The sequence below is a fragment of the Luteibacter sp. RCC_6_2 genome, from assembly GCF_041360655.1.
In the GTDB taxonomy this organism is placed as follows: Bacteria; Pseudomonadota; Gammaproteobacteria; order Xanthomonadales; family Rhodanobacteraceae; genus Luteibacter.
This window is the reverse complement of record NZ_JBFUPQ010000010.1, coordinates 60,643-85,019: the sequence shown is the minus strand read 5'-3', so window position 1 is coordinate 85,019 and position 24,377 is coordinate 60,643. Positions and strand designations below refer to the sequence as shown.

Annotated in this window: 20 protein-coding genes; 6 read left to right on the top strand and 14 right to left on the bottom strand. The window is 65.1% G+C overall.

The window, feature by feature from the left end:
• Nucleotides 1–128 precede the first annotated feature (128 nt).
• The 6 genes from AB6730_RS12545 to grxD all read right to left on the bottom strand — a co-directional run bounded on the left by AB6730_RS12545 (nucleotide 129) and on the right by grxD (nucleotide 10,844).
• Entirely contained in the window at nucleotides 129–3,485 is a 3,357-nt protein-coding gene (locus tag AB6730_RS12545; protein WP_371023940.1) for a carboxypeptidase regulatory-like domain-containing protein, read from the bottom strand.
• A gap of 715 nt (nucleotides 3,486–4,200) precedes the next feature.
• The gene (locus AB6730_RS12540) at nucleotides 4,201–6,654 is read right to left on the bottom strand and encodes a TonB-dependent receptor (protein ID WP_371023939.1); all 2,454 of its coding nucleotides are present in this window, start codon (nucleotides 6,652–6,654) and stop codon (nucleotides 4,201–4,203) included.
• A 543-nt stretch (nucleotides 6,655–7,197) separates the two neighbouring features.
• Complete coding sequence (locus tag AB6730_RS12535; protein WP_371023938.1) at nucleotides 7,198–8,904, bottom strand: lysophospholipid acyltransferase family protein; 1,707 nt, start codon at nucleotides 8,902–8,904, stop codon at nucleotides 7,198–7,200.
• A 215-nt stretch (nucleotides 8,905–9,119) separates the two neighbouring features.
• The gene (locus AB6730_RS12530; RefSeq protein WP_371024010.1) at nucleotides 9,120–9,716 is read right to left on the bottom strand and encodes a YhgN family NAAT transporter; all 597 of its coding nucleotides are present in this window, start codon (nucleotides 9,714–9,716) and stop codon (nucleotides 9,120–9,122) included.
• A gap of 34 nt (nucleotides 9,717–9,750) precedes the next feature.
• Nucleotides 9,751–10,524 (bottom strand): SDR family NAD(P)-dependent oxidoreductase, encoded by a 774-nt coding sequence (locus AB6730_RS12525; protein ID WP_371023937.1) that lies wholly within the window; start codon nucleotides 10,522–10,524, stop codon nucleotides 9,751–9,753.
• Nucleotides 10,521–10,844, bottom strand: coding sequence for a Grx4 family monothiol glutaredoxin (gene grxD, locus AB6730_RS12520; protein WP_371023936.1), 324 nt, complete (start codon nucleotides 10,842–10,844; stop codon nucleotides 10,521–10,523). Before grxD ends, AB6730_RS12525 begins: the two co-directional genes overlap by 4 nt.
• Nucleotides 10,845–10,953: 109 nt before the next feature.
• Between grxD and AB6730_RS12515 the strand changes: the two genes are divergently transcribed.
• Nucleotides 10,954–11,532 carry a superoxide dismutase gene (locus AB6730_RS12515; protein WP_371023935.1) on the top strand — a complete coding sequence of 193 codons (579 nt, stop codon included), beginning with the start codon at nucleotides 10,954–10,956 and terminating at the stop codon, nucleotides 11,530–11,532.
• Between the two features lie 342 nt (nucleotides 11,533–11,874).
• Here AB6730_RS12515 and AB6730_RS12510 read toward each other — a convergent pair whose 3' ends face one another.
• Both AB6730_RS12510 and purE read right to left on the bottom strand, forming a co-directional pair.
• Nucleotides 11,875–12,975, bottom strand: coding sequence for a 5-(carboxyamino)imidazole ribonucleotide synthase (locus AB6730_RS12510; protein ID WP_371024009.1), 1,101 nt, complete (start codon nucleotides 12,973–12,975; stop codon nucleotides 11,875–11,877).
• A gap of 50 nt (nucleotides 12,976–13,025) precedes the next feature.
• The gene (purE, locus tag AB6730_RS12505) at nucleotides 13,026–13,541 is read right to left on the bottom strand and encodes a 5-(carboxyamino)imidazole ribonucleotide mutase (RefSeq protein WP_371023934.1); all 516 of its coding nucleotides are present in this window, start codon (nucleotides 13,539–13,541) and stop codon (nucleotides 13,026–13,028) included.
• Nucleotides 13,542–13,614: 73 nt separating this feature from the next.
• On the opposite strand from purE, the gene AB6730_RS12500 reads away from it, so the two are divergent.
• The 4 genes from AB6730_RS12500 (at nucleotide 13,615) to AB6730_RS12485 (ending at nucleotide 17,593) form a co-directional block, all read left to right on the top strand.
• Entirely contained in the window at nucleotides 13,615–13,896 is a 282-nt protein-coding gene (locus tag AB6730_RS12500; protein ID WP_371023933.1) for a Trm112 family protein, read from the top strand.
• Between the two features lie 84 nt (nucleotides 13,897–13,980).
• Nucleotides 13,981–16,242, top strand: a complete 2,262-nt coding sequence (locus tag AB6730_RS12495; RefSeq protein WP_371023932.1) for a DUF1631 domain-containing protein — start codon at nucleotides 13,981–13,983, stop codon at nucleotides 16,240–16,242.
• Nucleotides 16,243–16,275: 33 nt separating this feature from the next.
• Entirely contained in the window at nucleotides 16,276–17,148 is an 873-nt protein-coding gene (nadC, locus tag AB6730_RS12490) for a carboxylating nicotinate-nucleotide diphosphorylase (RefSeq protein WP_371023931.1), read from the top strand.
• Between the two features lie 49 nt (nucleotides 17,149–17,197).
• A complete protein-coding gene (locus AB6730_RS12485) occupies nucleotides 17,198–17,593 on the top strand; it encodes a DUF3301 domain-containing protein (protein ID WP_371023930.1) in 396 nt (131 codons plus the stop codon).
• Between the two features lie 12 nt (nucleotides 17,594–17,605).
• Here AB6730_RS12485 and AB6730_RS12480 read toward each other — a convergent pair whose 3' ends face one another.
• The 5 genes from AB6730_RS12480 to petA form a co-directional block, all read right to left on the bottom strand.
• Nucleotides 17,606–18,037, bottom strand: a complete 432-nt coding sequence (locus AB6730_RS12480) for a ClpXP protease specificity-enhancing factor (protein WP_371024008.1) — start codon at nucleotides 18,035–18,037, stop codon at nucleotides 17,606–17,608.
• A gap of 123 nt (nucleotides 18,038–18,160) precedes the next feature.
• Nucleotides 18,161–18,805 carry a glutathione S-transferase N-terminal domain-containing protein gene (locus AB6730_RS12475; RefSeq protein ID WP_371023929.1) on the bottom strand — a complete coding sequence of 215 codons (645 nt, stop codon included), beginning with the start codon at nucleotides 18,803–18,805 and terminating at the stop codon, nucleotides 18,161–18,163.
• A gap of 71 nt (nucleotides 18,806–18,876) precedes the next feature.
• Nucleotides 18,877–19,632, bottom strand: a complete 756-nt coding sequence (locus AB6730_RS12470) for a cytochrome c1 (protein ID WP_371023928.1) — start codon at nucleotides 19,630–19,632, stop codon at nucleotides 18,877–18,879.
• Nucleotides 19,625–20,926 (bottom strand): cytochrome bc complex cytochrome b subunit, encoded by a 1,302-nt coding sequence (locus AB6730_RS12465; RefSeq protein WP_371023927.1) that lies wholly within the window; start codon nucleotides 20,924–20,926, stop codon nucleotides 19,625–19,627. The genes AB6730_RS12470 and AB6730_RS12465 overlap by 8 nt, the downstream gene beginning before the upstream one ends.
• Entirely contained in the window at nucleotides 20,926–21,525 is a 600-nt protein-coding gene (gene petA / locus AB6730_RS12460) for a ubiquinol-cytochrome c reductase iron-sulfur subunit (RefSeq protein WP_306850281.1), read from the bottom strand. The genes AB6730_RS12465 and petA overlap by 1 nt, the downstream gene beginning before the upstream one ends.
• Nucleotides 21,526–21,733: 208 nt before the next feature.
• On the opposite strand from petA, the gene AB6730_RS12455 reads away from it, so the two are divergent.
• Nucleotides 21,734–22,918: a S1C family serine protease gene (locus AB6730_RS12455; protein WP_371023926.1), complete on the top strand. Its 1,185-nt coding sequence runs from the start codon at nucleotides 21,734–21,736 to the stop codon at nucleotides 22,916–22,918.
• 294 nt (nucleotides 22,919–23,212) lie between these two features.
• Here the strand turns inward: AB6730_RS12455 and AB6730_RS12450 are convergent, their stop codons facing one another.
• Nucleotides 23,213–24,343 (bottom strand): lytic transglycosylase domain-containing protein, encoded by a 1,131-nt coding sequence (locus AB6730_RS12450; protein WP_371023925.1) that lies wholly within the window; start codon nucleotides 24,341–24,343, stop codon nucleotides 23,213–23,215.
• Nucleotides 24,344–24,377 lie beyond the last annotated feature (34 nt).

Here is a 24,377-nt window from a genome sequence, read left to right as displayed (position 1 = left end):
CGTTCGCCAGCGGAGATGTCGAGGGTTCGCGGGCCAGCCCGCATCCCACCCATGTGACGGGGAAGAGGCAAAAAAAGGCCGGCACCCTCGCGGGTACCGGCCTTTGGATCACGCAGCGAATCCTTCGCTTAGAACGTGTAGCGCACGGTCAGCATGGCGGACCAACGCGAGACCGGGTTGACCTTGGTCGCGCTGTTGTCGGTCGGGGCGTCGTAGATGCCCTTCAGGCCCGGCTGGTAATTACCGTTGGCATCGGTCGGCAGGTTGTAGATGTACTTGCCCGTGGTCGGGTCCACGCCACCGAAGTTGGCGAGGTTACGGGTGTACGGGAAGCCGATGTACGACTGCTGGCCCCAATCCTTGTTCACCAGGTTCAGGAAGTTGTAGATGTCGAGACGGATCTCGCCCTTGTTGCCCTTGAAGATGCCGGGCACTTCCTGGCTCAGGCTCAGGTCGATCTGGTTGACCCAGGCCGACGTGGCGCCATTGCGCTTGGCAACCTTGCCCTGCTCCTTGCGCAGGTAGTTGTCGTTCTGGATGAAGTCGTAGAACTGGTTGACCAGCTGCTGCGAAGCCGCCGCCGTACCACCGGAGTTGCGGAAGATCGTACCGTCACCGCGGGTCGGAATGTACGCCAGATCCTTCGAATAGCTGTCGCCGTTCGAATCGTTGCCGAAGATCCAGCTGTACGGCACGCCCGTGTGGCCGTCGTAGAACATGCTGACGGTAGTGGCGTAATCGCCGAAGAAGTTGTGCTGCCACGTGATCGACGCGTTGAGGCGCTTCGAGATGTTGGTGTTCGCCGTGGAGGCGACGTCTTCGTTCGGGTTGTACCAGGCGCTGTTCGAGTAGTTCGACGTGGCCTGGCTGGAGGTGCCCGGGTTGACCTCGGTCGAGTGACCGCCGGTCGCCGCGACGCTCCAGGACCAGCCATCGGCCATCGGCTTCGAGAACGAGAGCGTGACGGTGTCCGCGCCACCCTTCTTCGTGTTGGTCAGGTAGGTGACGCCCTGGGCGAAGCGGCCATCCGCACGGGCACGGGCAAAGGAACCGCCGGTGTTCGAGCCACTGAGGTTCGTCCCGCAGTTCGCGCCAGTCGGACCACCGACGGCAGTCGAGCCACCGATGCAGCCGGCGTACGTGTAGCGCCCGTCCGGCATGACGCCGGTCGGGGCACCGAGGTTGAGGTTCTGATACAGGATACCGTCGCGGACGTCGAGGTGCTGCCACTCGATGCTCGCGATGATGCCCTGCCAGGGCAACTCACGGTCGAACGCCAACGACGACTTCCAGACGCTCGGCAAGTTGAAGTTCTTGTCGACCGTATCGACGGCCTGCTGAGGAATCGTGCCCGCACCGCTGGTAGGCTGGTTGTGCGGGTCCGGGCTGAACACCGGGCAAGCGATATTCCTTTGCGACCCGAGGTTGCACAGACCATTGGCCTGCCGGTCGTACGAGTAGGTGACGATGTTGATACCGTTGTTCTGGTACGGATTCGTCATCCACACGGTCGGCGGGTCGGACTGGAACAAGCCAACGCCACCGCGCAGCTGCGTCTTGTATTCGCTGTCGAAGGTGTAGTTGAACGACAGGCGCGGTTCGACCAGCTGGCTGCCGTTGATCGTGTTGGCGTTGCTGAAGCCAAATTTCCGCTCGAAGGACGCGTTGTAAAGCGGCTTATCGTCGGTAAGGTACTTGTTGACGCGGAAGCCATACTGCACCGACAGGTTGTCCGTAGCCTGCCAGGTATCCTGCAGGAAGAACGTATGACGGCGCAGTTCCCACTTGGCGGCGATATCGTTGAGCGAGTAACCCGGAGCCGGCTGGTACAGCGAGTAGTTGCTGTACAGGCCGTTACCAAAGTTGGCGAGGCCGTTGTTGCCGAAGGTGTACGCGCCGAACTCGGTGCGGCCGAACAGGTTGTAGATGCGGTTGCGCTCCCACTCGAAACCACCCTTGATGGTGTGGTCGCCGAGGTACAGCGTGCCCGCCCACATCGCGTTGAGGCTCTTCACCGATGCGGAGTTGTAGTGGCTGAACTGGTCTTCGCCGAGGTTGATCGTCGGGCCGGTGGCGCTGCTACCGAAACCGGTGTTGTTCAGGCGCACCGTGATCTGCGGCTGCTGGTTGTCCACCGAACGGTTGAGCTGGTAGTCGCTGTAACCGACCTTGGTCTCCGACGAGAACACGTCGTTCCAGTCATCGAACGACTGCAACGTATAGTTCTTGATATCGGTGTTGACCGTGTACCAGTAGCTCGACAGGCCGATCGACGAGGTGCCGTTGCCCTGCGGGTTCGGCTTGGTTTCCTTGGTACGCGAGTACGCAAGGTTCATGCGGTGACCGTCGGTGATGTTCCAGTCGATCTTCGCAATGTAGCGCTTGTCTTCCAGCGTGCCGGCGTTGGCACCGGTCGAACCCGGGACGAGGCCGAGGCCGTTCGCGGCGTTGATGATGCTCTGCAGGTCGCCCGGCGACACCTTGTTGATCGTCGAGCGGCTCAGCGTCGGATCGAGGCCATTGACTGCGCCCGAGCTCAGGCCGGTGACTTCTTCCTTCTCGTAGCCCGCGAAGAAGAACAGCTTGTCCTTGATGATCGGGCCGCCGACAGTGGCACCGGCCGTCCAGTTACGATCGAACTCGGTGTAATCGCGGTTGTCGTCCAGCCAGCCGGCCTTGCCGACCATGCTGCTGGCGTTCTTGAAGCCGTAGTAGACCGAACCGTGGAAGTCGTTGGTACCCGACTTCGTCACCGCGTTGATTTCGGCGCCGACGGTGTCGGAGGCGACGTCGTAGTTGGCGGTCGAGATGTTGAACGAGTCGATCGTGTCGAGCGACACCGGCGAACCGACGGTCGGCATGCCGGTGGAGTTCAGACCGAACGGGTCGCCCACGCCAAGGCCGTCGACCTTGATGTTGTTGAGACGGGTGTTCTGGCCGTTGGCCGAGATGGCGCCGGTACCGTGGTCGACGTTGACGCGCGGGTCGCGGCGGGCGATGTCGGCGATGTTGCGGCTCGGCGAGGGAGCGGCCTTCAACTCGCGCTGCGAGATGTTGGTGCCGAGGCCCTTGTTCTCCGAAGTGAACTGACCCGAGACGGCCGACACGGTGACCGCGCCCAGCGCGGTGGCATCGGCGGCGCTGGCTGCGCCGACGGTCAGGTTCACGGCGGTGTCGCTACCCAGCTGCAGGTAAACATTGTCCTGGCGAACCGAGGGGCTGCCTTCCTTCGTCGCGGTCACGTCGAACGGACCGCCGACGCGCAGGCCCTGTGCCGAGTAACGGCCGCTCGCGTCCGTGGTGGTGGTCTTCGTGGTGCCCGAGGGCTCGTGGACGATCACGACGGTGGCATTGGCCACCGGCTGGCCGGCGGCGTCCAGCACGCGGCCGCTGATCGTCGAGGACGTTTCCTGCGCGAACGCAGGTACCGCGAAGAGCGATGCGATCGCCAGCGGCAGGAGTTTGGCGCGGATTCGGCTATTCATCTAATGGTCGACCCTGTGGCTTGCAACGAAAAAAGTTTTGGCCAAACGAATGGCTACCTGGCGGTGGGCCGGGTGCTGCGTTCGTTTGAGCTTTCCCCAATCTTTGGCTGTGTCGTCTCGTGTGATCCCGGTCACATCCATGAGCCCGGTGGCGACAGTTGTTAAGCCAACTTTAACGGCATTGTATGACAGATTTGTAACGTTTTCACGCCAGTTTGATAAATACCACTTTTTCCTACGTGGGCTGATTTTCTTCCTATTCTATTGTTATTTATGGATATTTATTTTTACCCGAGAAGGCTGTTAGCGAGGGAGGAGAAGCCACCGTACGCCCTCGTAGGGTGTCACATCGGGCCACCGTCGCAAGGTCCTTCCGCCCGCCCACGAGGTTTCGCGGGGCAGTCGCAGGCATTGGCGGTGGGTCCTTCTCGGTGGGGGTCAGCTTGGTGGGGGTCAGCTTGGGTGGGAGCCGACTTTGTCGGCGATGGGTGCTTGCCGTAACCCGGCCCGCTGCCGCGGGATCGCCGACAAGGTCGGCTCCCACCAGACTGAGGCGGTTCCCACCAGGGTGAGGTGGGTCCCACTTTAGGCGAGCCCCACTTGAGGTGGAGCCCACTAAGAAAAAACGCCCCTCTTTCGAGGGGCGTCGGTGGTCGGTCGCGTGGACCTGCGTAATGCCCCTATGGCTATAGGCGGCCAGCGGCTGGCGGCTTCGTCAGAAGAACGAGGCGCCGAAGGTCACCATGAAGGTGCGTTCCTGCAGGATCGAGTAGTACGGGGCCGAGGCATAGAGCGTCGTTCCGTTCGCATCCTTGATTTTGGCCGGGTTGCTGGCCAGGAAAGCGGAAACGTTGCCGGCGTACGTGAGCGCCTTGCGGTCGGCCAGGTTGAACAGGTTGACCTTGATGTACGGCTTGCGGAACCACGGCGAGAAGTCGTCGAAATTCCAGCCGGTGCCCAGGTCGATCGTGGCGTACCCACCCACCCGTTCGGTATTCGACCAGTCGCCCCAGATCGCACCCTGGTACTTCGCACTAAGCGAGGCCCAGAACGGCCCGTTGCCGTAGTCGACCGCGACATAACCCGAGTTCTTCGGCACGTTGAGCAAGGTCTTGCCCTTCGTGTTGTAGATGCCGTCACCCAACGAGTCGAGGTTGCCCTGCATCAGTGCACGCGTGTACGAATAGTTCGCGTACACCGTCCAGTGGTCGTCCAGCTTGAAGCTGCTCTCGGCGTTGAGGCCGCGCATGTGCACCTTCGGCAGCTGTGTGTAAACAGTCAGCGCCGTGGCTTCGTCGAAACCGGAGACCTGCTTGTTATTGAGGTTCGACGCATAAGCGTCGACGTTCGCCGAGATGCGCTCACCGTAGAAACGCCAGCCCAGGTCGGCGGTGGTCGATGTTTCCGGCTTGTTCGGCAGCGTGGCGGCTGCCGACGTGCCGTAGCCGTACAGGGCATTGCTCAGCAGCGCACCATTGATCGGCGCACGGAATGTCTTGCCGATGCCGAAGTAGAACTGGTTCTCGTCGTCGAGCTGGTACTTCGCGCCCGCCGTGGGCGTGAACTTGTGGAAGGTCGCCGTCGGCGACGCATCGAACTGCGCATTCGTCGCGGTCACCTTCCCTGCCGCGCTGATCGAGCCGATGGAGTTCGGATACTCCGCGATATAACCATCGCGCTTGGTCCATACATACGCGAGGCTGCCGGAGAACGTCCATTGGTCGTTCGGCGTCCAGTTGTCGGTGATGAAAGCCTTCTCGTTCGTGGTGGTGGTGTACTGGTCGTAGACCTTCTGCACCTTGCCATCGGGATAGCGGATCAACACGTCCTTGCCCCAGGTATCGACCGGTATGCCGGTGGCCGGGTCCACGGGAACCAGCACCTGGCCCTGCTGCTGGCGCGGACGCTCGTACCACACGCCGTATTCCAGGCTGTTGTTATCGCTCAGGTCCTGGTTGAGCTTCGCGATCACGCCGGGACGGTAGGTGTACGAATAGCTCAGCGAGTTGACCAGTTTCGTGCCGCTGATCTTGCCGTCGCCATCGAGGTCGACGTTCACCGACTTGAAGTAGTTGTCGTTGGCCAGCGGGTTCTCGGTGACCGTGCTGCCGCTGCCACCGCCGCCGTAGCCATACTGGAAGTACGGCACCACGGACAGGCGCGTGCTGTCGCTGAGCGTGAACTCGCCGTCGAGACTGGCGAGGTAATTGCGGAACGGGTTCTGGTGCAGCGCGTAGTAATTGCTGCTGGTGCTGCCAGGGGTATACGTGCCGAGGTAACTCTGCTTGTAGTCGGCGGCAGCCTGGGCCTTGGTCAGCGACTCGTAGTTCGTCTTGACCTCGCGGTTGTATTGCAACGAGAACGAGATGGAGTTCTTGTCGTCGATCTGCCAGACCGACTTGCCGTCGACCTTGGTCACCTTCGACTTGCCGCGCCCGCGCCACAGGTTCGTCTCGTTGTTGGAATACGACAACCACGAACGCACGGGACCGAGGTCGCCCGTATTGAGGCGCATGAACGTGCGGTGGTAGCTGTTACCGCCGAGGGTCTGGCTGAAGTCCAGGCCGGCCTGGTGCGACGGGTCGACGGTCACCCACGCGATGGAGCCACCGGCGGCACCGGCGATCGGGGAATCATTGTCCGGGTATCCCTGCTGGACGGTGATGTCGCCCATGTTCTCGGTATCACCGTATTCGGACGAGTAGATCTTGTAGTTGCCGCTGTCGTTGATCGGCGCACCGTTGACCGTGACACCGACCTCGTCGAGCGGAAACCCGCGGACACTGGCGTTGCCGTCATTGAGGCCGGTGTAGTCGTCGGTGGACGACACCACGCCCGGAATGGAATTTATCGCCTGCACGAAGGTGGCACCCGGCGCCGCCTTGACGATGGCCTCGCGGGACACCGTGGAAACGGCTTTCGGCGCGTCCTGGATGGACATCAGGCCGCCGCCGAGGGCCAGGGAGTTGGCCTTCACCTGTACCTCGCTCATCTGCTGCGTCGCGCGGCGCGTGGCGTTGTCGTTCGTCGTGTTCGAGCTGCTCGCCACGTTGGAGCGTTGTGGCTGCGTGTCGTTGGCCTGGGCGTTCTGCGCGTCCTGGGCCAGCACGGTGCCTGCGGCCACGAAAAGCGTCACGGCGATCGCGGCCGAAAGGGAATTGCGGTTCATCGACTGGTTTCCTGAAGAGGATGTTTTGTTTGGTGGCGGCCCTTCCCGAGGCCGCGCGAAATCATTCGATCCATCACTGGAAATAATGGTTTTCGTAATTAATTGGCGATTATCTCTGCGTCGATAGTTATTACGTTTGCGCAAGAAAAAACGTTTTCTCCGGACACGGCGAATCGCCCGGCGGCATGGCCGGGACGAAAAAACACCGAATGATCCACTGAGCGCCCAAGTCACTGACCTGGGCGACATTTATCTCTTAGCGAGGCAATACCCTAACACTGCCGAATGACAGTTTAGCGATTATCCGACACTTCCCATCGGCGGGAAATAGGCTATTTCTACACGAGAAAACGCGCCGCTAAAAAGATTGCAAAGCTTCTTTCGCTTGCACAGAACTGAGGACTCGCGGGCCAGCCCGCTTCCCACCCGTGTGCGGCGTCGCGGGGGAGCTGCCGAGCTCCCACTAGGCGAACTCCGGAAATGCGCGAAGAACCTAAAAAAAAGACCGGCCGGAATACCTTCCGGCCGGTCGGTTAAGACGAGTCAGTCTTTCCCGAGATAACGCGAGCGCTTCGCCGGCTTGAGCGACGCGAGGTCGAGCATCACGAGCCCATCGACGCAGCCGGCGAAATCCGGGTCCTCACCGAACGCGAGGAACTGCACGCCCTGCGGTTCGACCAGGTCGACGTACTGGCGGTAAAGCACCGGCAGGGTCACGCCCAAAGCGTCGAGGCGATGCTTCAGCTTGCCGAGGCCTTCGGCGGGATCGAGGCCTTCGAGTTCGCGGCGAACGGATTCGATGGTCGCTTCCGGAATCACGAACGGCTGGCGTGCGGCGGCCAGGCCCTGCACGCCGAAGAAATGCTGGTGCGCCGCGGCGATCCATTCGCGCGCCTCGCGCGGCATGCTGACCGACATGCTCACGGGTCCGAACAGGTAACGCAGTTCGCGATGCCGTTGCAGGTAGAGCCCGATACCCTGCCAGAGCTGGTCGAGCGCACGCGAGCGCCAGTAGGCGGGTGCGATGAAGCTGCGTCCGAGCTCCAGGCCCTGGGCGAGGCGCGACTCCAGCGCCGGCGAATAATCGAACAGGCTGGAGGTGTACAGCGCGCTCATGCCGTGCTTTTCGATGAGACGGCCGCCATGACCGAACCGGTAGGCGCCCACGACGCGCAAGGCCTTGGCGTCCCACAACACGAGGTGCTCGTAGAGCGGATCGTAGGCGTCGAGGTCACGGCGCTTGCCGGTACCCTCGCCCACACGTCGGAAGGTCAACTCACGCAAGCGTCCGATCTCGCGCATGGCGTAGCTGTCACTGGAACCTTGCAACAGGAGGATGCGCTTGCCATCGGGAAGTTCGGCCAGCAACTCGGCCTTGTCCAGTTCGGCGACCACTCGCTCGACGGGTTCGGGGTGCGCCAGCGGGGTTTGCCCACCGAACACGAGACCACGCTGGCGTGCGACGCGATACACGTGCCGGCGCATCAGCTTGGCCGCACGCTCCGACGAACCGCCACTGGCCTGTTTCAATTCCTCGGAGTCGACGAGCTTGCCGATGCGGAAACCCACCCGCTGCTTGCCCGAGGTGGCCTCGCGCGGAAGCATCGCCGTGCTCAGCGGCTTGGCCAGCATCGACAGCCCGTAGAACGCGACCGAATTTCGCGCGGCGATATGCACGGGAAGCACCGGTACGCCGGCGCGGAGGGCGATGCGCGCGAAGCCGTCCGACCACTTGCCGTCGCGCACGCCACCGGGGCGCATGCGCGACACTTCGCCCGCCGGGAACATGATGAGCACCTCGCCCGCCTCGATCGCGCGGAATACGGCGCGCATCTTCGAGGTGGCACCCTTGCCGAAGACGTCCACCTTCAGCAGCAACGAACCCAGCTGCGGCACCGCCGACAGCACGTCGTTGCCGAGGATGCGGACGTCACGGCGAACCGAACCGATCAGCTGGATGAGGGCGATCGCGTCGACCATGCCCAGCGGATGGTTGGCCACGACGATCAGCGGCCCTTCGACGGGAATGTTCTCGCGCTCGCGTTCGGTGACGCGACAGCTGACGCCGAGGTAATCCAGCGTCTTCTCACAGAATTCGAAGCCTTGCGCGGGGCCGGCGAACGCCAGCGTGCGATTGAAGCGGTCTTCGTGGGCCAGGGTTTCCAGCATGCCGACGAGCGGCTTGCGGAGACGAGGGTGCTGGGCCAGCCATGGCATGCGCTCCAGCAGGGTCTGATCGATGCTCAGCATGACTTGGGATCCCTTGACGTCGAACGATGGCTACCTTGCCGGGCCGGTGCGGAGTCGTGATTTCTCATAGTGCCTTCGAACATCCTCTTTGCCCCTGAGAGGGCTCTCGACCCATGCCCGGTGCCAGGAGCGTTCCTGACCCCGGCCATGCTCGCGGGCAATTATGACAGTAACCCTACCGCCACGTATGTTCTTGCGGCAATCACCCTTACGTATCAAACCGCCAGGTGCAGATAGGCCGAAATCCCAGAGAGGAACATCTGCACCGACAAGGCGATGAGCAGCATGCCCATGAGCCGCTCCAGCGCCGTGAGGACGCTCTCGCCCAGCCAGCGGAACAGGAAGGTGGAACTGAGCAGGATGATCGCGGTGGCCAGCCAGGCCAGGAACAGGGCGATGCCCCATTCCGCCGTGCGGCCGGGCTGGGAATTGGTCAGCAGCAGGAGGGCGGCCATGGCCGAGGGGCCGGCGACGCCGGGGATGGCCATCGGCACGATGAAGGGCTCGCCCTCCCCCGTCTTGCCGAACACGCCGCCTTCCACCGGAGGAAAGACCATGCGGATGCCGATGAGGAACAGCACGATACCGCCGGCGATGCTCACCGATTCCTGGCGCAGCTGCAGCACCTTGAGGATGTACTGGCCGCCGAGCAGGAAGGCGACCAGGACGGCCAGGGCGATGAGCAGCTCGCGCACCATCACCTTGCGCCGGCGCTGCGGCGGCACGTCCTTCAGCAGGGCGAGGAACAACGGGATATTGCCCAGCGGATCCATGATCAGGAACAGCAGGATGCCCGCGGACAACGTCGTCATCTGCGCTTCCATGGGGGAGAACTCCTGCGGTAGGTCAGTGGGTGGGGCGTAGATCGAGCACGGCGCCGCGCGCATCCGCGCCGGCACCGGAAAGCAGGTAGACGATGGCGTCGGCCGCGGCGGTGGGCAGCGGTTTTTCCAGCGTGTTCTCGCCGTAGTACGCCGCGCGGCGCAAGGCCGTGCGCATCGGCATCGGCAACAGCGTATGCACGCGCATCGGGCCGCGTCCGTTCTCGGCGTGCAGCACCGCGGCCATGCGTTCCACCGCGGCCTTGGAGACGCCATAACCGCCCCAGTGGGCGCGCGAAAGCAGGTCCGGATCGTCGAGCACGAAAACCACGGCGCTGTCATCGGCTCGCGTGAGCAAGGGCATGCATGCCTGCGTCAATGCGAACGGCGCCGACACGTTCACCTGCATCGCGCGCAGCCAGTCGTCGGGCTTGTGCATCGCGATGGGGGTCAATTCGTTGAAATGCGCGGCGGCATGCACGATGCCGTCGAGACGGCCGAACTCGCCCTCGATGCCTTCGGCCAGCGCGGCGTAATCCGCGGGCGTGGCGCTTTCGAGGTCCAGCGGATGGATCACCGGCTCGTTACCCCCGAGCGCGACGAGCTCGTCGTAGCGTTTCTCGAGCGCGCGGACCTTGCGCCCGGTGATCACCACCGTGGCTCCCGCGCGGACCACCGCCTTCGCCGTTTCGCCGCCGAGGCCTCCAGTGGCGCCGGTGACGATCACCACGCGGCCCGCGAGCGCTCCCGGCGCCACGGACCAGTCCTCGGGCAGCCGTGCGGAGTGCGAGGCGTTCACGTCGCGGCCCCGGCCACGTCCGCCGCCATGCGCTTCAACTCGCCCGCGGCGTGCAGGTCTTCGACGATGTCGCAACCACCGATGAACTCACCGAGCAGAAACAGCTGCGGAAATGTCGGCCAGTTCGAGTAATGCGGCAGGCCGGCGCGGATGCGTGGATCGGCCAGCACGTTCACCGAATGGAACGCCGCACCGGCGGCCTGCAAGGCCTTCACGGCGCGATCGGAGAAGCCACAGGTCGGGTATTCCGGTGTGCCTTTCATGAAAAGCACGATCGGGTGGGCCGCCACGATGGCCTTGATCTCGTCTACGACGTCCATAGCTCGGTTTTCATCATTAGAATGCGACTAGTTGCATAGTGTAGCAGCGCACGGCCTCAGGCCCCCTGCCTACGCCCTTTCCCCCCAGCCACCGCTAAGGAGTCCCGCAATGGCGTTCGAACTTCCCCCGCTCCCCTACGAAAAGAATGCCCTCGAGCCGCACATCTCCGCTGAGACCCTCGAGTTCCACTACGGCAAGCACCACCAGACCTACGTCACGAACCTCAACAACCTGGTCAAGGGGACGGAGTTCGAGGGCAAGAGCCTGGAAGACATCATCAAGACCTCGTCCGGCGGCATCTTCAACAATGCGGCGCAGATCTGGAACCACACCTTCTACTGGCACTCGATGCGGGCCCCAGGCGGCGCCGAGCCGCCGGCCAAGCTCGCCGACGCGCTGACCAAGGCCTTCGGCTCGGTCGACAAGTTCAAGGAAGAGTTCAACAAGCAGGCCGCCGGCAACTTCGGCTCGGGCTGGACCTGGCTGGTGCAGCGCCCGGATGGCTCCCTGGCGATCGTCAACACGTCGAACGCCGCCACCCCGATCACGGGTAGCGACAAGCCGCTGTTCACGGCCGACGTGTGGGAACACGCGTATTACATCGATTACCGCAACGCCCGTCCGAAGTACCTGGAAGCGTTCTGGAACATCGTGAACTGGGACTTCGCGGCGAAGAACCTCGCCTGATTTCCTCTGGAGGGTCCTGATTCCGCCTGGGCGGTTTTAGAGCCCCGGCAACGAAATGAGAAAGGCCGGATCGCGAGACCCGGCCTTTTCGTTACCTCTGTGGAAACCACCTCTGTGGGAGCCACCTCTGTGGAAACCACTTCTGTGGGAGCCATTTCTGTAGGAACTACTTCTGTGGGAGCCGCTTCAGCGGCGATCCCGCGCTAGCGGGCCAGCCTGAGGCAAGCACCCATCGCCGCTGAAGCGGCTCCCACAGGGCTTTCCATAGGGGCCTTCCATAGGGCTTTTCATAGAGGTTTTCTCGGCCCAAGGCCTCACCACCTAGCCCAAGCCCTCGACCGCCTAGCCCAGCGCCTCGACAGCCGGCGCCACCTGCCCTTCCCGCCCCAATGCCGCGCCCACCTCCACCAGCTTCGCCCGCAGGCTCCCTGCATCGGTGGCGCAGATCGTCGCGTGCCCTACCTTGCGCCCGGGCCGAGCCTCCTTGCCGTAGTCGTGCCAATGGCCATCGACGACGGACAGCACCGGCGCCGGATCGGGCATCTCGCCGATCCAGTTGAGCATGGCGCTGGCCCCGCGCACGCCGGTATCCCCCAGGGGAAGACCCAGCACCGCGCGGATATGGTTCTCGAACTGGCTGGTATGCGCGCCCTCGATGGTCCAGTGCCCCGAGTTGTGCACACGCGGCGCCATCTCGTTGCCCAGTAGCTCGTTACCGCGGACGAACAATTCCAGCGCGAAGACGCCGACGTAGTCCAGCCGTTCGGCGATGGCCCGCGCATGCGCGACAGCCTCGTGTTCCAACGCATCGGAGGTACCCGGCGCCGGCGCCAGGCTCAGCGAGAGCACGCCATCCACATGCCAGTTACGCGTGAGCGGCCAGGTGCGGAACGCACCGTCGCGGCCGCGCACGGCCACCACGGACAATTCGCGGTCGAACGGGACGAAGGCCTCCAGAATCAGCCCATGCCGGGACGCGGCGTCGCCGAGTGCCGCCCAGGCGGCATCGATATCCGCCGGAACCTTCAACCGGAACTGCCCCTTGCCGTCATAGCCGAGGCGGCGCGTCTTGAGGATCGCGGGGAGGCCGATGCGCCCGACCGCCGCGACCAGGTCGTCGCGGGTATCGACCACGGCGAATTCCGGCGTATTCAGGCCGGACTCGCGGAACAAGGTTTTCTCGGACAGCCTGTCCTGGGCCACGGCCAGGGCGCGGGGGTTCGGAAACACGTCGACCAGCCCGGCGAGCCGTTCGGCCGTCGCCGCGGGCACGTTCTCGAAGTCGAAGGTGACCACGTCCACCTGCCTGGCGAACCCCGCCAATGCCGCCTCGTCGTCCCACGCGGCGACCACCAGCCCGGACACCTGCCCGGCGCAGGCATCGGCGGCGCCGTCGACCGCGAGCGTACGGATGCCCAGCGGGGCGGCCGCCAGGGCCAGCATGCGGGCGAGCTGCCCGCCACCGAGGATGCCGACGGTGGGGAGCGTGCGGCTCACGTGCGCGGGTCCGGATGGTCGAGGACGGACCGGGTCTGCGCGGCGCGGAAGGCATCCAGGGCCTCGGCCACGGCCCGATCGTGCAGGGCGAGCACGGACGCGGCGAGCAAGGCCGCGTTGGTGGCGCCCGCGCGGCCGATGGCCAGGGTGCCGACCGGCACGCCGGCCGGCATCTGGGCGATCGAAAGGAGGGAATCCATGCCGTTGAGGGCCTTGGACTGCACCGGCACGCCGAACACCGGCAGGGCCGTCTTCGCCGCGATCATGCCCGGCAGATGGGCCGCCCCGCCGGCACCGGCGATGATCACCTGGATGCCCCGGGCGCGGGCCGTCTCGGCGTAGTCGAAGAGCAAGTCGGGCGTGCGATGCGCCGACACGACACGGACCTCATGGACGATGCCCATCCGGGTCAGCGTGGTGGAGGCGTGCTCCATGGTTTCCCAGTCCGAACGCGAACCCATCACCACGCCCACGCGCGGCGCGTTCGCTTCGTTACCCTCGTTGGAAGTCATGGCCGGAGCACCCAAAAGTCGCTATTGTAAAGGCATTCCCGTTTATCAGGTTGGCCGCCGGCGGCCACTTCCCATGGACAAGCGTCTACTCGACATCCTCTGCTGCCCTGTCAGCAAACGCCCGCTGCGCCCCCTCACGGCGGCCGAGCGCGACCAACTCAACGGAGCGATCCGCGCCGGGGCGGTCGACACGGTCGCCGGCGAGAAAGTCGCCGAGCCGATCACCGAGGGGCTCATCACCACCGACGGCCAGCTGGTCTACCGGGTGGAAGACGGCATCCCCGTCATGTTGCCCGAGGCAGGCATCGGCACCCTCCAGTTGTCGGGCTTCGCGCCAGAAACGGGTCGCGCCTGAATTCCGTGACGCGAGTCACGCTATAAAGCATTGGTTCCCGCACAATGACGCTTCAGGCGGGGGCCAGAATATCCAGGATGCGCGATGAACAACGCGAGCGAGCCGTCCAACGTCGTCGATCTCAGTCAGCGCCTGGACCCGCGCAGTGAGAGCGTGGGCGCGTTGCTGGTGACGGTGCGTGGGCTGGCCACGAAGCGCTTGCACGCGCTGGCGTCGAACATGTTCGAGAACATCGACGACGCCCTGTTCGACCTCGCCGAGAAGGCCGAGAACAACGCGGCCCAGACCCAGTTCTTCGACGGCATGCGCGAGGTCCGCAAGAAGCGGGCGATCGTCGAGCGCACCTTCCTCGGCCAGGTCGCGCGCGACCTGGCCGATTTTTCCGCGGGCCGCACCCGGGCCCCGGATGCCGACGGCGCCGGCCGCCCGCTCGCCAATATCGAACTCAGCCTCGTCGGCGAGAACGAACTGGAAGAATCCCTCGCGATCACCAGCATGATCGGCAAGAACGAGCAGCGCCTGGCGCGCGCCCTGTTCGCCGTGAACCAGCGGCTGTCGGTGATCTGCGGCGGCAACAAGATGGACGACGCGTCCAACCCCGTCGGGCCGGCCTCGCTGGCTGGCGCCTTCCGCCAGGCCATGCGCGAGCTGATGGTCGAGGTCCGCGTCAAGCTGATCATCTACAAGCTGTTCGATCGCTACGTGCTCGCCGGCATCGACGAGCTCTACGACGACATCAACAACGAACTGGCCAGCGCCGGCGTGCTGCCGCAGCTGCGCCATGAGATTTCGACCCGGCGCAGCGATGCCCCGGCACCGATCGGCCCGGTCTCCACCGCCGCCGCGCCGCAGGCCGCCGCCACGCCCGTGACGGATGCCGCCGCCGCGGAGTTCATGCAATCGCTGCACGCGCTGTTCTCGGCGCGCCGCGACAGCGTGCCGGCGATGGGCGGACCGATGGGAACGCCGCTGCCGACGGGCCCCTTGCCCAGCCCGGCGGAACTGCTCGGCGCGCTGACCTTGCTGCAGAGCCAGATCGCCACGCTGCCGAACACCGCCGCGCCGCTCGCCACCCAGGCCGACGTCAGTCGTGACGTCGCCCAGCTGAAGGAACAGCTTCTCGCCCAGATCGGGCAACTGCGTGGCCAGCAGACCGCGCATGTGTCGGGCATGGACGAGGACACCATCGATCTCGTCGGCATGCTCTTCGAGTTCATCCTCGAGGACGACAACCTGCCGACGGAAATGCAGGTGCTGCTCGCGCGCCTGCAGATTCCCTACCTCAAGGTGGCCCTGCTCGACCGTCGCATGTTCGCGCACAAGTCGCATCCCGCGCGCCAGCTGCTCGATGCGCTCGCCGATGCGGCCAAGGGATGGTCGGCCGAAGCGGACCGCGACGGACGTCTGTTCGACAAGATGAAGTCGATCGTCGAACGCCTGCTGCACGACTTCGACGACGACACCGCGATCTTCACCCGCCTCGCCGCCGAATTGCAGGATTTCCTCGACGTCAGCCGCAAGCGCGCCGAACTGGCCGAGCAACGCGTCGCCGAATCCACGCGCGGCCGCGAGAAGCTCGAGCAGGCACGCCGCCGTGCCGCGCAGGAAATCGTCGGCCGTATCGGCGGGGCTTCGCTGCCGCCGCTCATCTATGGCGTGCTGACCCGTGCATGGGCCAACTACATCGTGCTCACCCTGCTGCGCCAGGGCGAGGAATCCCAGGAATTCCGCGACTCGCTGCGCTTCATCGACGATTTCATCGCCAGCGCGCGGCCGGCGCACGACCTCAATGGCCGGCGCGACCTCCGCGCGATGCTTCCCGGCATCGAACGCTCGTTGCGCCGCGGCCTCGCCGCCGTGGCCTTCCAGGAAACGGACACGGAACAACTGCTGGGCCAGTTGCACGCCTTCTACCGCCAGCAACTCGGCGAAGCGGTGGGCGAGACCGTATCGGGAACCATCGTCGCCAGCGTGATGCCATTGCCCGAGGCCATCCAGGCCATCGAGGAACCGGTGGCCGAACCGGAACCGGACGACGAGGTCGAGTCCCTGCTCGACGAAGCCTTCGACGAGCGCAATCTCGCGCAGGCGCGTGAGTTGAAGGTGGGCCAGTGGCTGGAATTCACCGCCGCCGATGGCACCACCGATCGCGCCAAGCTGTCGTGGATCAGCCCGATCAGCGGCCGCTACCTGTTCGTGAACCGTCGCGGCCTGAAGGTCGCCGACCACAGCCTTGCCGGGCTCGCGCAGGCCTTCGCCAGCGGCACGGCGCGCGTGCTCGATTCCACGCTGCTGTTCGACCGCGCGATGGACGCGATCGTGGAAAAGCTTCGCCAACCCGAATAAGGTAGCGGCCTCTTCCACGGACGCCTCCAGCCGATGAGCCCTGCCGATCCGCGACACCTGGCCGACGCGCTACCGCCGGCGAGCGAGATCCTTGCCGATGTCGAACGCGCCTTCGCCGAGGACGTGGGACCGGGCGACGCCACGGCCGACCTGCTCGATGCCAAGGCGACCGCCACCGCCGTGCTGACCTGCCGCGAGGACGCCGTGCTGTGTGGCGCGGCGTGGTTCGAGGCGTGTTTCCGCAAGCTCGATCCGGACGTGCGGGTCGAATGGCTGGCCCACGATGGCGACCGCGTGGCGGCGGGAGCGACGGTGTGCCTCCTGGCGGGCAAGGCGCGGGCACTGGTCACGGCCGAACGTTCGGCGCTCAACTTCCTGCAACTGCTGTCGTCGACGGCGACCGTTACCGCGCGTTACGTGGATGCGCTGGCGGGCACCCGCACGCGCATCCTCGACACGCGAAAGACCATCCCCGGCCTGCGGCGCGCGCAGAAATACGCCGTGCGCTGCGGTGGCGGCACGAACCATCGCATCGGCCTGTTCGACGCGATGATGCTCAAGGAAAACCACATCATCGCCGCCGGCGGCATCCCGGCCGCCGTGCGCGCCGCGCGCATGATCCACCCTTCCCTCCCATTGATCGTGGAAGTGGAAACCCTGGACGAACTGGCCGAGGCGATATCCGCCGACGCCGACCGCGCCCTGCTGGACAATTTCACGCCCGCCATGCTCAAGGAAGCCGTGGACTACACCGCGGGACGCATTCCGCTGGAGGTCTCCGGCAACGTGGAGCTCGACACCGTGCGTGCGATCGCTGAAACGGGAGTGGATTTCATCTCCAGCGGCGCCCTGACCAAGCATGTCCGGGCGATCGACCTTTCCCTGCGGCTGGACGTGAAGCACTGAGGCGCCCCGGGGGCTTGTGGTCGGCGCAACCGGGCCACACACTGACCCCATGTCTTCCTTCACCGACCTCTTCTGGCTATTCGCCCTCGCCGCCGGCATCGCAAGCTGGTACCGGCTGACCCGTGCACGCGAAGTCGCCGTGAAGGCGGCGACGGCATTGTGCAAGCGGCACGGACTGCAGCTGCTCGACCAGAGCGTCGGCCTGCGCTCGATCCGTTGGCAAGGAGTCGACGGCGTGCGCCGGCTGGAACGCTGCTACGGGTTCGAGGTGAGCGAGGATGGCCAATCGCGACAGGCGGCACGCCTGTGGATGGCCGGCAACGAGGTGGCCAGTTTCTCGCTGCCGCTGTCGGGGTCGCCGGAACTGGAGACCGTCGTGGCGACCGACTCGGTGGTACACACCGGCAACGTCATCTCGCTGGCGGACCGTCGGCGGCTCCACTGAGCCGCCCGCGTATTACTTGACCACCCGAAGGTGCGGCGCGCCCCGCTTCGGGCGGTCGTCGTCGCCACCGGCCTGCGGCGGGGTTTCATTGGCTTCGTCGCCCGGTTCGGACGTACTCGCCGAGAGCGCTTCGTTCTCGTCGGCGGGGAACATCATGCCCTGGCCGTTTTCCTGCGCATAAAGGGCAAGCACGGCGTGCATCGGGATGACGATGGACTGGCTGACACCGGAAAACCGTGCCTGGAAGGTGATGCGGTCGTTGCCCAGGTCGAGATTGGCCACCGCCCGCATCGCGAGGTTCAGCACGACCTGCCCGTTCTTCACGACATGGGCCGGCACCTGCACGCCGGGCTGGGCGGCATCGACCAGTACATACGGCGTGAAGCCGTTGTCGCTGATCCAGTCGTAGATGGCGCGCAGCAGGTAGGGCCGGTTCGAAGTCATGCCCGCGTTTTCGTTCGTATCCATGGAAAGTGTCCTCGTCGTACCCGCCGGTCGGTCGGGAATCACCAGCCCCGGCAGGGCAAGGCCAAGAAGAGAGTTTACGGGATACGAGCCGCCTGAGGACTAACCGGCGCTGAAGTTGAAGTCCGGGCGCATATCGCGCTCTTCAGGCGTGAGGCTGCGGGCGAAGCCCTGGCTGTGGAACAGGCGTTCGCCATAGTCGACGATCGGCTTGCCCTCCTTGCCCAGGTCCACGCCCAGATGGGGCAAGCGCCAGACCACCGGGGCGACCAGGCAGTCGATCAGGCTCATTTCCGGGTTGAGGAAGAACCGCGACGCCCTGAACAGGGGCACGGACAGCAACAGGTGTTCGCGCAAGCGCTTGCGCGCGCCGTCGGCCGCCTTGCCACCCTCGCCGATGGCCTCGATCTCGGGCAGCCAGTCGTTCTCGATCCGCCACGTGCCCAGGCGCAGGCGGGCGCGGGACAAGGGGTCGATCGGCATCAAGGGCGGATGCGGGTAGCGCTCGTCGAGGTATTCGACGACCACGGCCGGGTCGTAGAGGGTGAGGTCACGGTCGACCAGGGTCGGCAGCGTGCCGTAGGGATTGAGTTCGAGCAGGTCCGGCGTGGGCTCGTCGGGCTTCAGGATGATCCGGTCGTAGGCGACGCCCTTGGCGGCCAACACGAGGCGCGTACGGTGGCAATGGATATCGTCGGCACTGGTATAGAGCGTCAGTGCCGAGCGCGAACGTGCGTTCTGGACCATGCTTTCGATCTCCCTCCCTGCTACCTGAACGAAAACGGGGCGACTGCGAAGCCGCCCCGTCGGGACATCAATCAGTGACTCTCGTGAACGTCCTTCCAGTACTCATGCTTCAAAAGGTACAGGAGGAAGGTCAGGCCGGCCAGGAACAGGATCACCCAGACACCGATGGACTGGCGCTCGAGCGCCGCGGGTTCCGCCGCGTATTCGAGGAAGGTGGTCAGGTCGCGGGTCGCGCCACGGAACTCTTCCGGCGTCATCCGGCCCGGCGTGGTGATTTCCAGCTTCTCCACCACCGCTTCCTCGCCCGGCTTGGCCTCGCCATGGACGGCGGACTGCAAACCCTGCAACTCCCACAGGGGGTTGGGCATGGAGGCGTTCGGGAACACCGTGTTGTTCCAGCCGACCGGACGGCTCGGGTCGAGGTAGAACGAGTTGAGGTAGTTGAAGATGAAGTCCACGCCCTTGGCGCGGGCTTCCAGCGAGAGATCCGGCGGATCCTTGCCGAACCAGGTCTTGGCGCTGTCGGCCGGCATGTGCGAGATCACCGGCTCGCCGAACTTCGCGCCGGTGAAGTTGAGGTTGGTCATCACCTCTTCTTCGGACAGGCCCAGGTCGGTGGCGAGGCGCGAATAGCGCACGTACTTCAACGAGTGGCAGCCGACGCAGTAGTTGAAGAACAGCTTGGCGCCACGCTGCAGCGAGGCCCGGTCGGACACGTTGGTGCCGGCGGGCGCCAGGCCCTCTTCGCCTTCGGCGGCGAGGGCGGGAATCGTGGCGGCCGCGAGGCCCAGCGCCAGGGCGAGGGAGTAGATATAGCGCTTAATCATGCAGCGTCACCCGTTCCGGAACCGGCTTGGTCTTCTCGAAGCCAAAGCGCGTGTAGATCCATAGGAATACGAAGAACCCGAAGTAGCCCAGCACCATGAGCCGGCCGAAGGCGTTCTCCCAGGTGGTGACGTCCGCGCCCGGGAACCACTCGGGGATGAGCTCGGCGGTGACGCCGGCGCCGACCATGCCCAGGGCAAGGAAGGAGAACACCAGCACGCCCAGGGCGATGCGGAAACCCAGGCCGCGATAGCGGACCGAGCGAACTTCGCCCTTGTCGATCCAGGGCAGCAGGGCCAGCAGCAGGATCGCGCCGAACATGCCGATCACGCCCCAGATCGCCGTGCCGAAGAAGGACGGGATCATGCGCAGGATCGCGTAGAACGGCGTGAAGTACCACGACGGCTTGATGTGGCTCGGCGTGACGAGGTTGTTCGCCGGAGTGAAGTTGTCGTGCTCGAGGAACCAGCCACCGAAGGTCGGCGCGAAGAAGATGATGAACGCGGCGATGGTGAGGAAGAAGCCCACGCCCACCAGGTCCTTCACCGTGTAGTACGGGTGGAACGGGATGGCATCGGCCGGCTTTTCCGGATTCCAGCGGTTGCCCTTCGGACCGTGCTTCACGTCCACGCCGTCGGGGTTGTTCGAACCCACCTCGTGCAACGCGGCCAGGTGCAACACCACCAGGAGCAGCAGCACCAGCGGCAACGCGATCACGTGCAGCGCGAAGAAGCGGTTGAGCGTGGCATCGGCGGGCAGGAAATCGCCCATGATCCATTCCACCAGCGAGCTGCCGATGTAGGGAATGGTGCCGAACAGCGAGATGATCACCTTGGCGCCCCAGAACGACATGTTGCCCCACGGCAGCACGTAGCCCATGAAGGCCTCGGCCATCAGCACCAGGAAGATCAGCATGCCGAGGATCCAGACCAGCTCGCGCGGACGCTTGAACGAGCCGTACATGATCCCGCGGAACATGTGCAGGAACACCACCACGAAGAACAGCGAGGCCCCGGTGGAGTGCATGTAGCGGATCAGCCAGCCCCATTCCACGTCGCGCATGATGTACTCGACGGAGTTGAACGCTTCCAGCGCACTCGTCTTGTAGTTCATGGTGAGGAAGATGCCGGTCACGATCTGGTTGACCAGGACCAGGAGCGCCAGCGAGCCGAAGTAGTACCAGAGGTTGAAGTTCTTCGGCGCGAAGTACTCCGTCATGTGCTTCCGGTACGTCGGCGCCAGGTTGGGCGCGCGCTCGTTGACCCAGTCGCCGATGCGGGTAAGGACGTTAGCCATCAGCCTGCCTCCTTCGGATCGACGCCGATCTGGATGTGCGTGTCGTCCACGAAGTGGTACGGCGGCACGGGCAGGTTCTTCGGCGCGGGCACGCCGCTGAAGACACGGCCGGACAAGTCGTAGCGCGACTTGTGGCAGGGGCAGTAGAAGCCGCCCTTCCAGTTCGCGTCGAACGGCTCCGGCTTGATGTCCGGCACGAAGTCGGGCACGCAACCCAGGTGCGTGCACAGGCCGATCACCACCAGCCACTCGGGCTTGATGGAGCGGTTTTCATTGGTCGCGTACTTGGGCTGTTGCGCCGCATCCGACGACTGCGGGTCCAGCAAGCGGGGCTCGAGGCCCTTCAGCTGGGCCAGCTGGTCCTTGGTGCGATTGACGACGAAGACCGGAAGGCTGCGCCACGAAAAGGTGACTTTCTGGCCGGCCTCGATGGCACTGATATCGACCGTGACAGGCGCCCCCGCTGCCTTTGCCCTTGCGCTCGGTTCCCACGACTTGATGAAGGGCACGACCGCCGCGACCACTCCCGCCCCGCCGACAACTGCTGTCGTAACGGTTAGGAAGCGACGGCGCCCGTGATCGACGACTTCGTTCGCCATCAGGCTCTCCGGAACTTATGCCATTGAGAATGCGGACCCCAACGCCGGCTCTTTTCGGAAATCGGCTTCCGCAAATCGCGTCAGTGTAACGTCAGCACCAGCCACGTACAATAAACTGAACGCCACCCTGTCCCCTACGGGGGTCGGGGCCGCCACGGAACCGCGTGGGCAAGGCGATGCGACGACGACAGGACCCCTTCGCTCTTTCATGAAACACGCCGCCCGCACGCTCGCCTTCGTCGCCCGCTTCGTCGTGCTCGGCCTCGCCGTCGCCTTCGTGATCGGCCTGTTCTGGCCCGGCAGCGGCGCTTTTCTCCGTCAGCGTTTTTCTCCCGCCCCGGTGGATGGGCAGGCCTCGACGACCACTTCCGTCGCCAGCGGCGGGCCGGCATCGTATGCCGATGCCGTGGCCAAGGCCGCCCCTTCGGTCGTAAATATCTACGCCAACAAGCTGGTGACCGAGCAGCCGCGCGAGCTGTATTCGGACCCCGTACTCCAGCGCATCTTCAGCGTTCCCACGGGTCCGGCGCGTACGCGGCGGCAGCAGAACCTCGGCTCGGGCGTGATCGTGAGCGACGATGGTTACGTCCTGACCAACAACCACGTCATCGCCAACGCCGACGACATCCAGCTGCTGTTGTACGACGGGCGCGTGGCCAAGGCCCGCGTGGTCGGCTCCGACGACGAGACCGACCTGGCCGTGCTCAAGGTGGATGCGGGCAACCTCCCGGCCATCCGCATGACCGATGCGGACAGCCGCCCCCGCGTGGGCGACGTGGTCCTGGCGATCGGCAACCCCTTCGGTATCGGGCAGACGGTGACGATGGGCATCGTCAGCGCCATCGGCCGCCAGCTCAACCTTTCCAGCCTGGAAAACTTCATCCAGACCGACGCGGCGATCAACTTCGGCAATTCCGGTGGCGCGCTGGTCAACGCCCATGGCGAGCTGGTGGGGATCAACACCTCGCTGATCGGCCAGGCGGTGGGTGCGGAGGGTATCGGTTTCGCCATTCCCGTGCAGAGCGCGCGCGACGTGCTCGACCAGATCGTGCAGACCGGCCGCGTGGTGCGCGGGTGGATCGGCGCGGATTATGGTGCCGTCCCGGTTTCGGCGGACAGCGGCCTGCCCTCGGCGGCGCGCGGCGTGGTCGTCAACGAAGTCTCGCCCGGTGGCCCGGCCGCCCTGGCCGGCATCCAGCAGCGCGACGTGCTGCTGCGCCTGGGCGACGAGGACATCCTCGACCCGTCGGACCTGCGCCGGCATGAGGCTTCGTTGAAGCCGGGCGTTCCGGTGCAGGTGTCGGGTTTGCGCTCGGGCGCGCCGTTCGCCACCACGGTCACCCCGACACAGCGGCCACCCAGCGCGCCGATGCAGGCCCTGCGGCAACCCTGATCGCCGACCGTGGCCCGATTCGCCGACTGTGGCCCGATTCGCCAACTGTGACCCGATGGCCGACTGTGACCTGATTCGCCGACTGTGGGAGCCGCTTCAGCGGCGATAGCAGGCTGGCGGCAAGCTTGCCCGCTGCCGCGGGATCGCCGACAAAGTCGGCTCCCACAGGGGTAGCCGTGATCTGGTGGGAGCCGACCCTGTCGGCGATGCTCCTAAGCCCCTGGTGGGAAGCCGGCTGGCCGGTAATGCCCTTTAGCCCTTGGTGGGAAGCCGGCTGGCCGGCGATGCTCTTCCTCAAGCCCCCCGCTCGGCCAACGGCACCCCGGCACTCGCCCGATGCCGCAACGTCTCCCCATAGCGCTTCCGCAGCACGCCCACGCGCTCGACATAGACCTGGGTCTCGTCATACGGCGGCACGCCGTTGTACTTCTGCACCGCACCCGGCCCGGCGTTGTACGCCGCCGCAGCGAGACGTTCGTTGCCGTTGAAATTGCGCAACAGCAAGGCGAGATAACGCGCCCCGCCACGAATGTTCTGATCGGCGTCGAAGGCATCCAGCACGCCCATGTCGCGCGCGGTGCCCGGAATCAACTGCATCAGTCCCTGCGCCCCCGCGACCGATAGCGCCCGCGGATTGAACGCGCTCTCGGCATGGATCACGGCACGCAGCAAGGCTTCATCCACGCCGAACTCGTTGCTGGCCGCATGGATCGCATCGCCATACGAGGTCAGGTTGAGTGCCACGCTGTTCCAGTCGATCTTCGAATGGACGTCGCAGGCCGCGCAGGTGGCGATATAGGTGAAGAGCATCTTGATGCTCTGCCCTTTCGCGCCACCGCCCGGCGGGATATTGGTGTATTCGACACCGCCATCGGCGCGCGTGATCCGGTAGACGGCACCGCGCAACACGCGAGACCCCTTCGGTGACGCGGGCGCCGCCGCGGCGGTCAGGTCGCTGGTGGCCGATTCGCGGTAATCCCAGCTGCCCTTGGGTGCGGTCACCGGCGGCAGTGCGGGAGCATCGCCCTCGGCACCCACGACCGAACCGGTCACCCCGGCGAGCGATGAAGCGGCCACAGGGGCCGACACGACACTGCCGGAAACGCCCTTCAATGAAGGCGCCTCGGCCACCGGTTCGAAGACGGGCGCTTTCGCGGCCACGGCCACGGCGGCCGGTTTCGCCGGACGCGCCGGCCCCATGTTGGCGAGGCGCTTGCAGTCCTTGTAACCCGCCGTGCTGCCGGAGAACACGGTCTCGCCCGTGCTGCCGACACATCTATAGAGGGAACCGGCCACGGCGGGCGCGGACAGCAGACCCAGCAGCAAGACACAGGCGCCCGCGGCCCTGCGCAATGCGGGCCGGCATGTCAGGAAACGGCGGGCGGCATGGCCGGCGCTTTCCCCTGGCGTCGCGTCGTGGACCATGGCCGCGAGTGTGCCCGAGGGTCCCTCCCCTGCC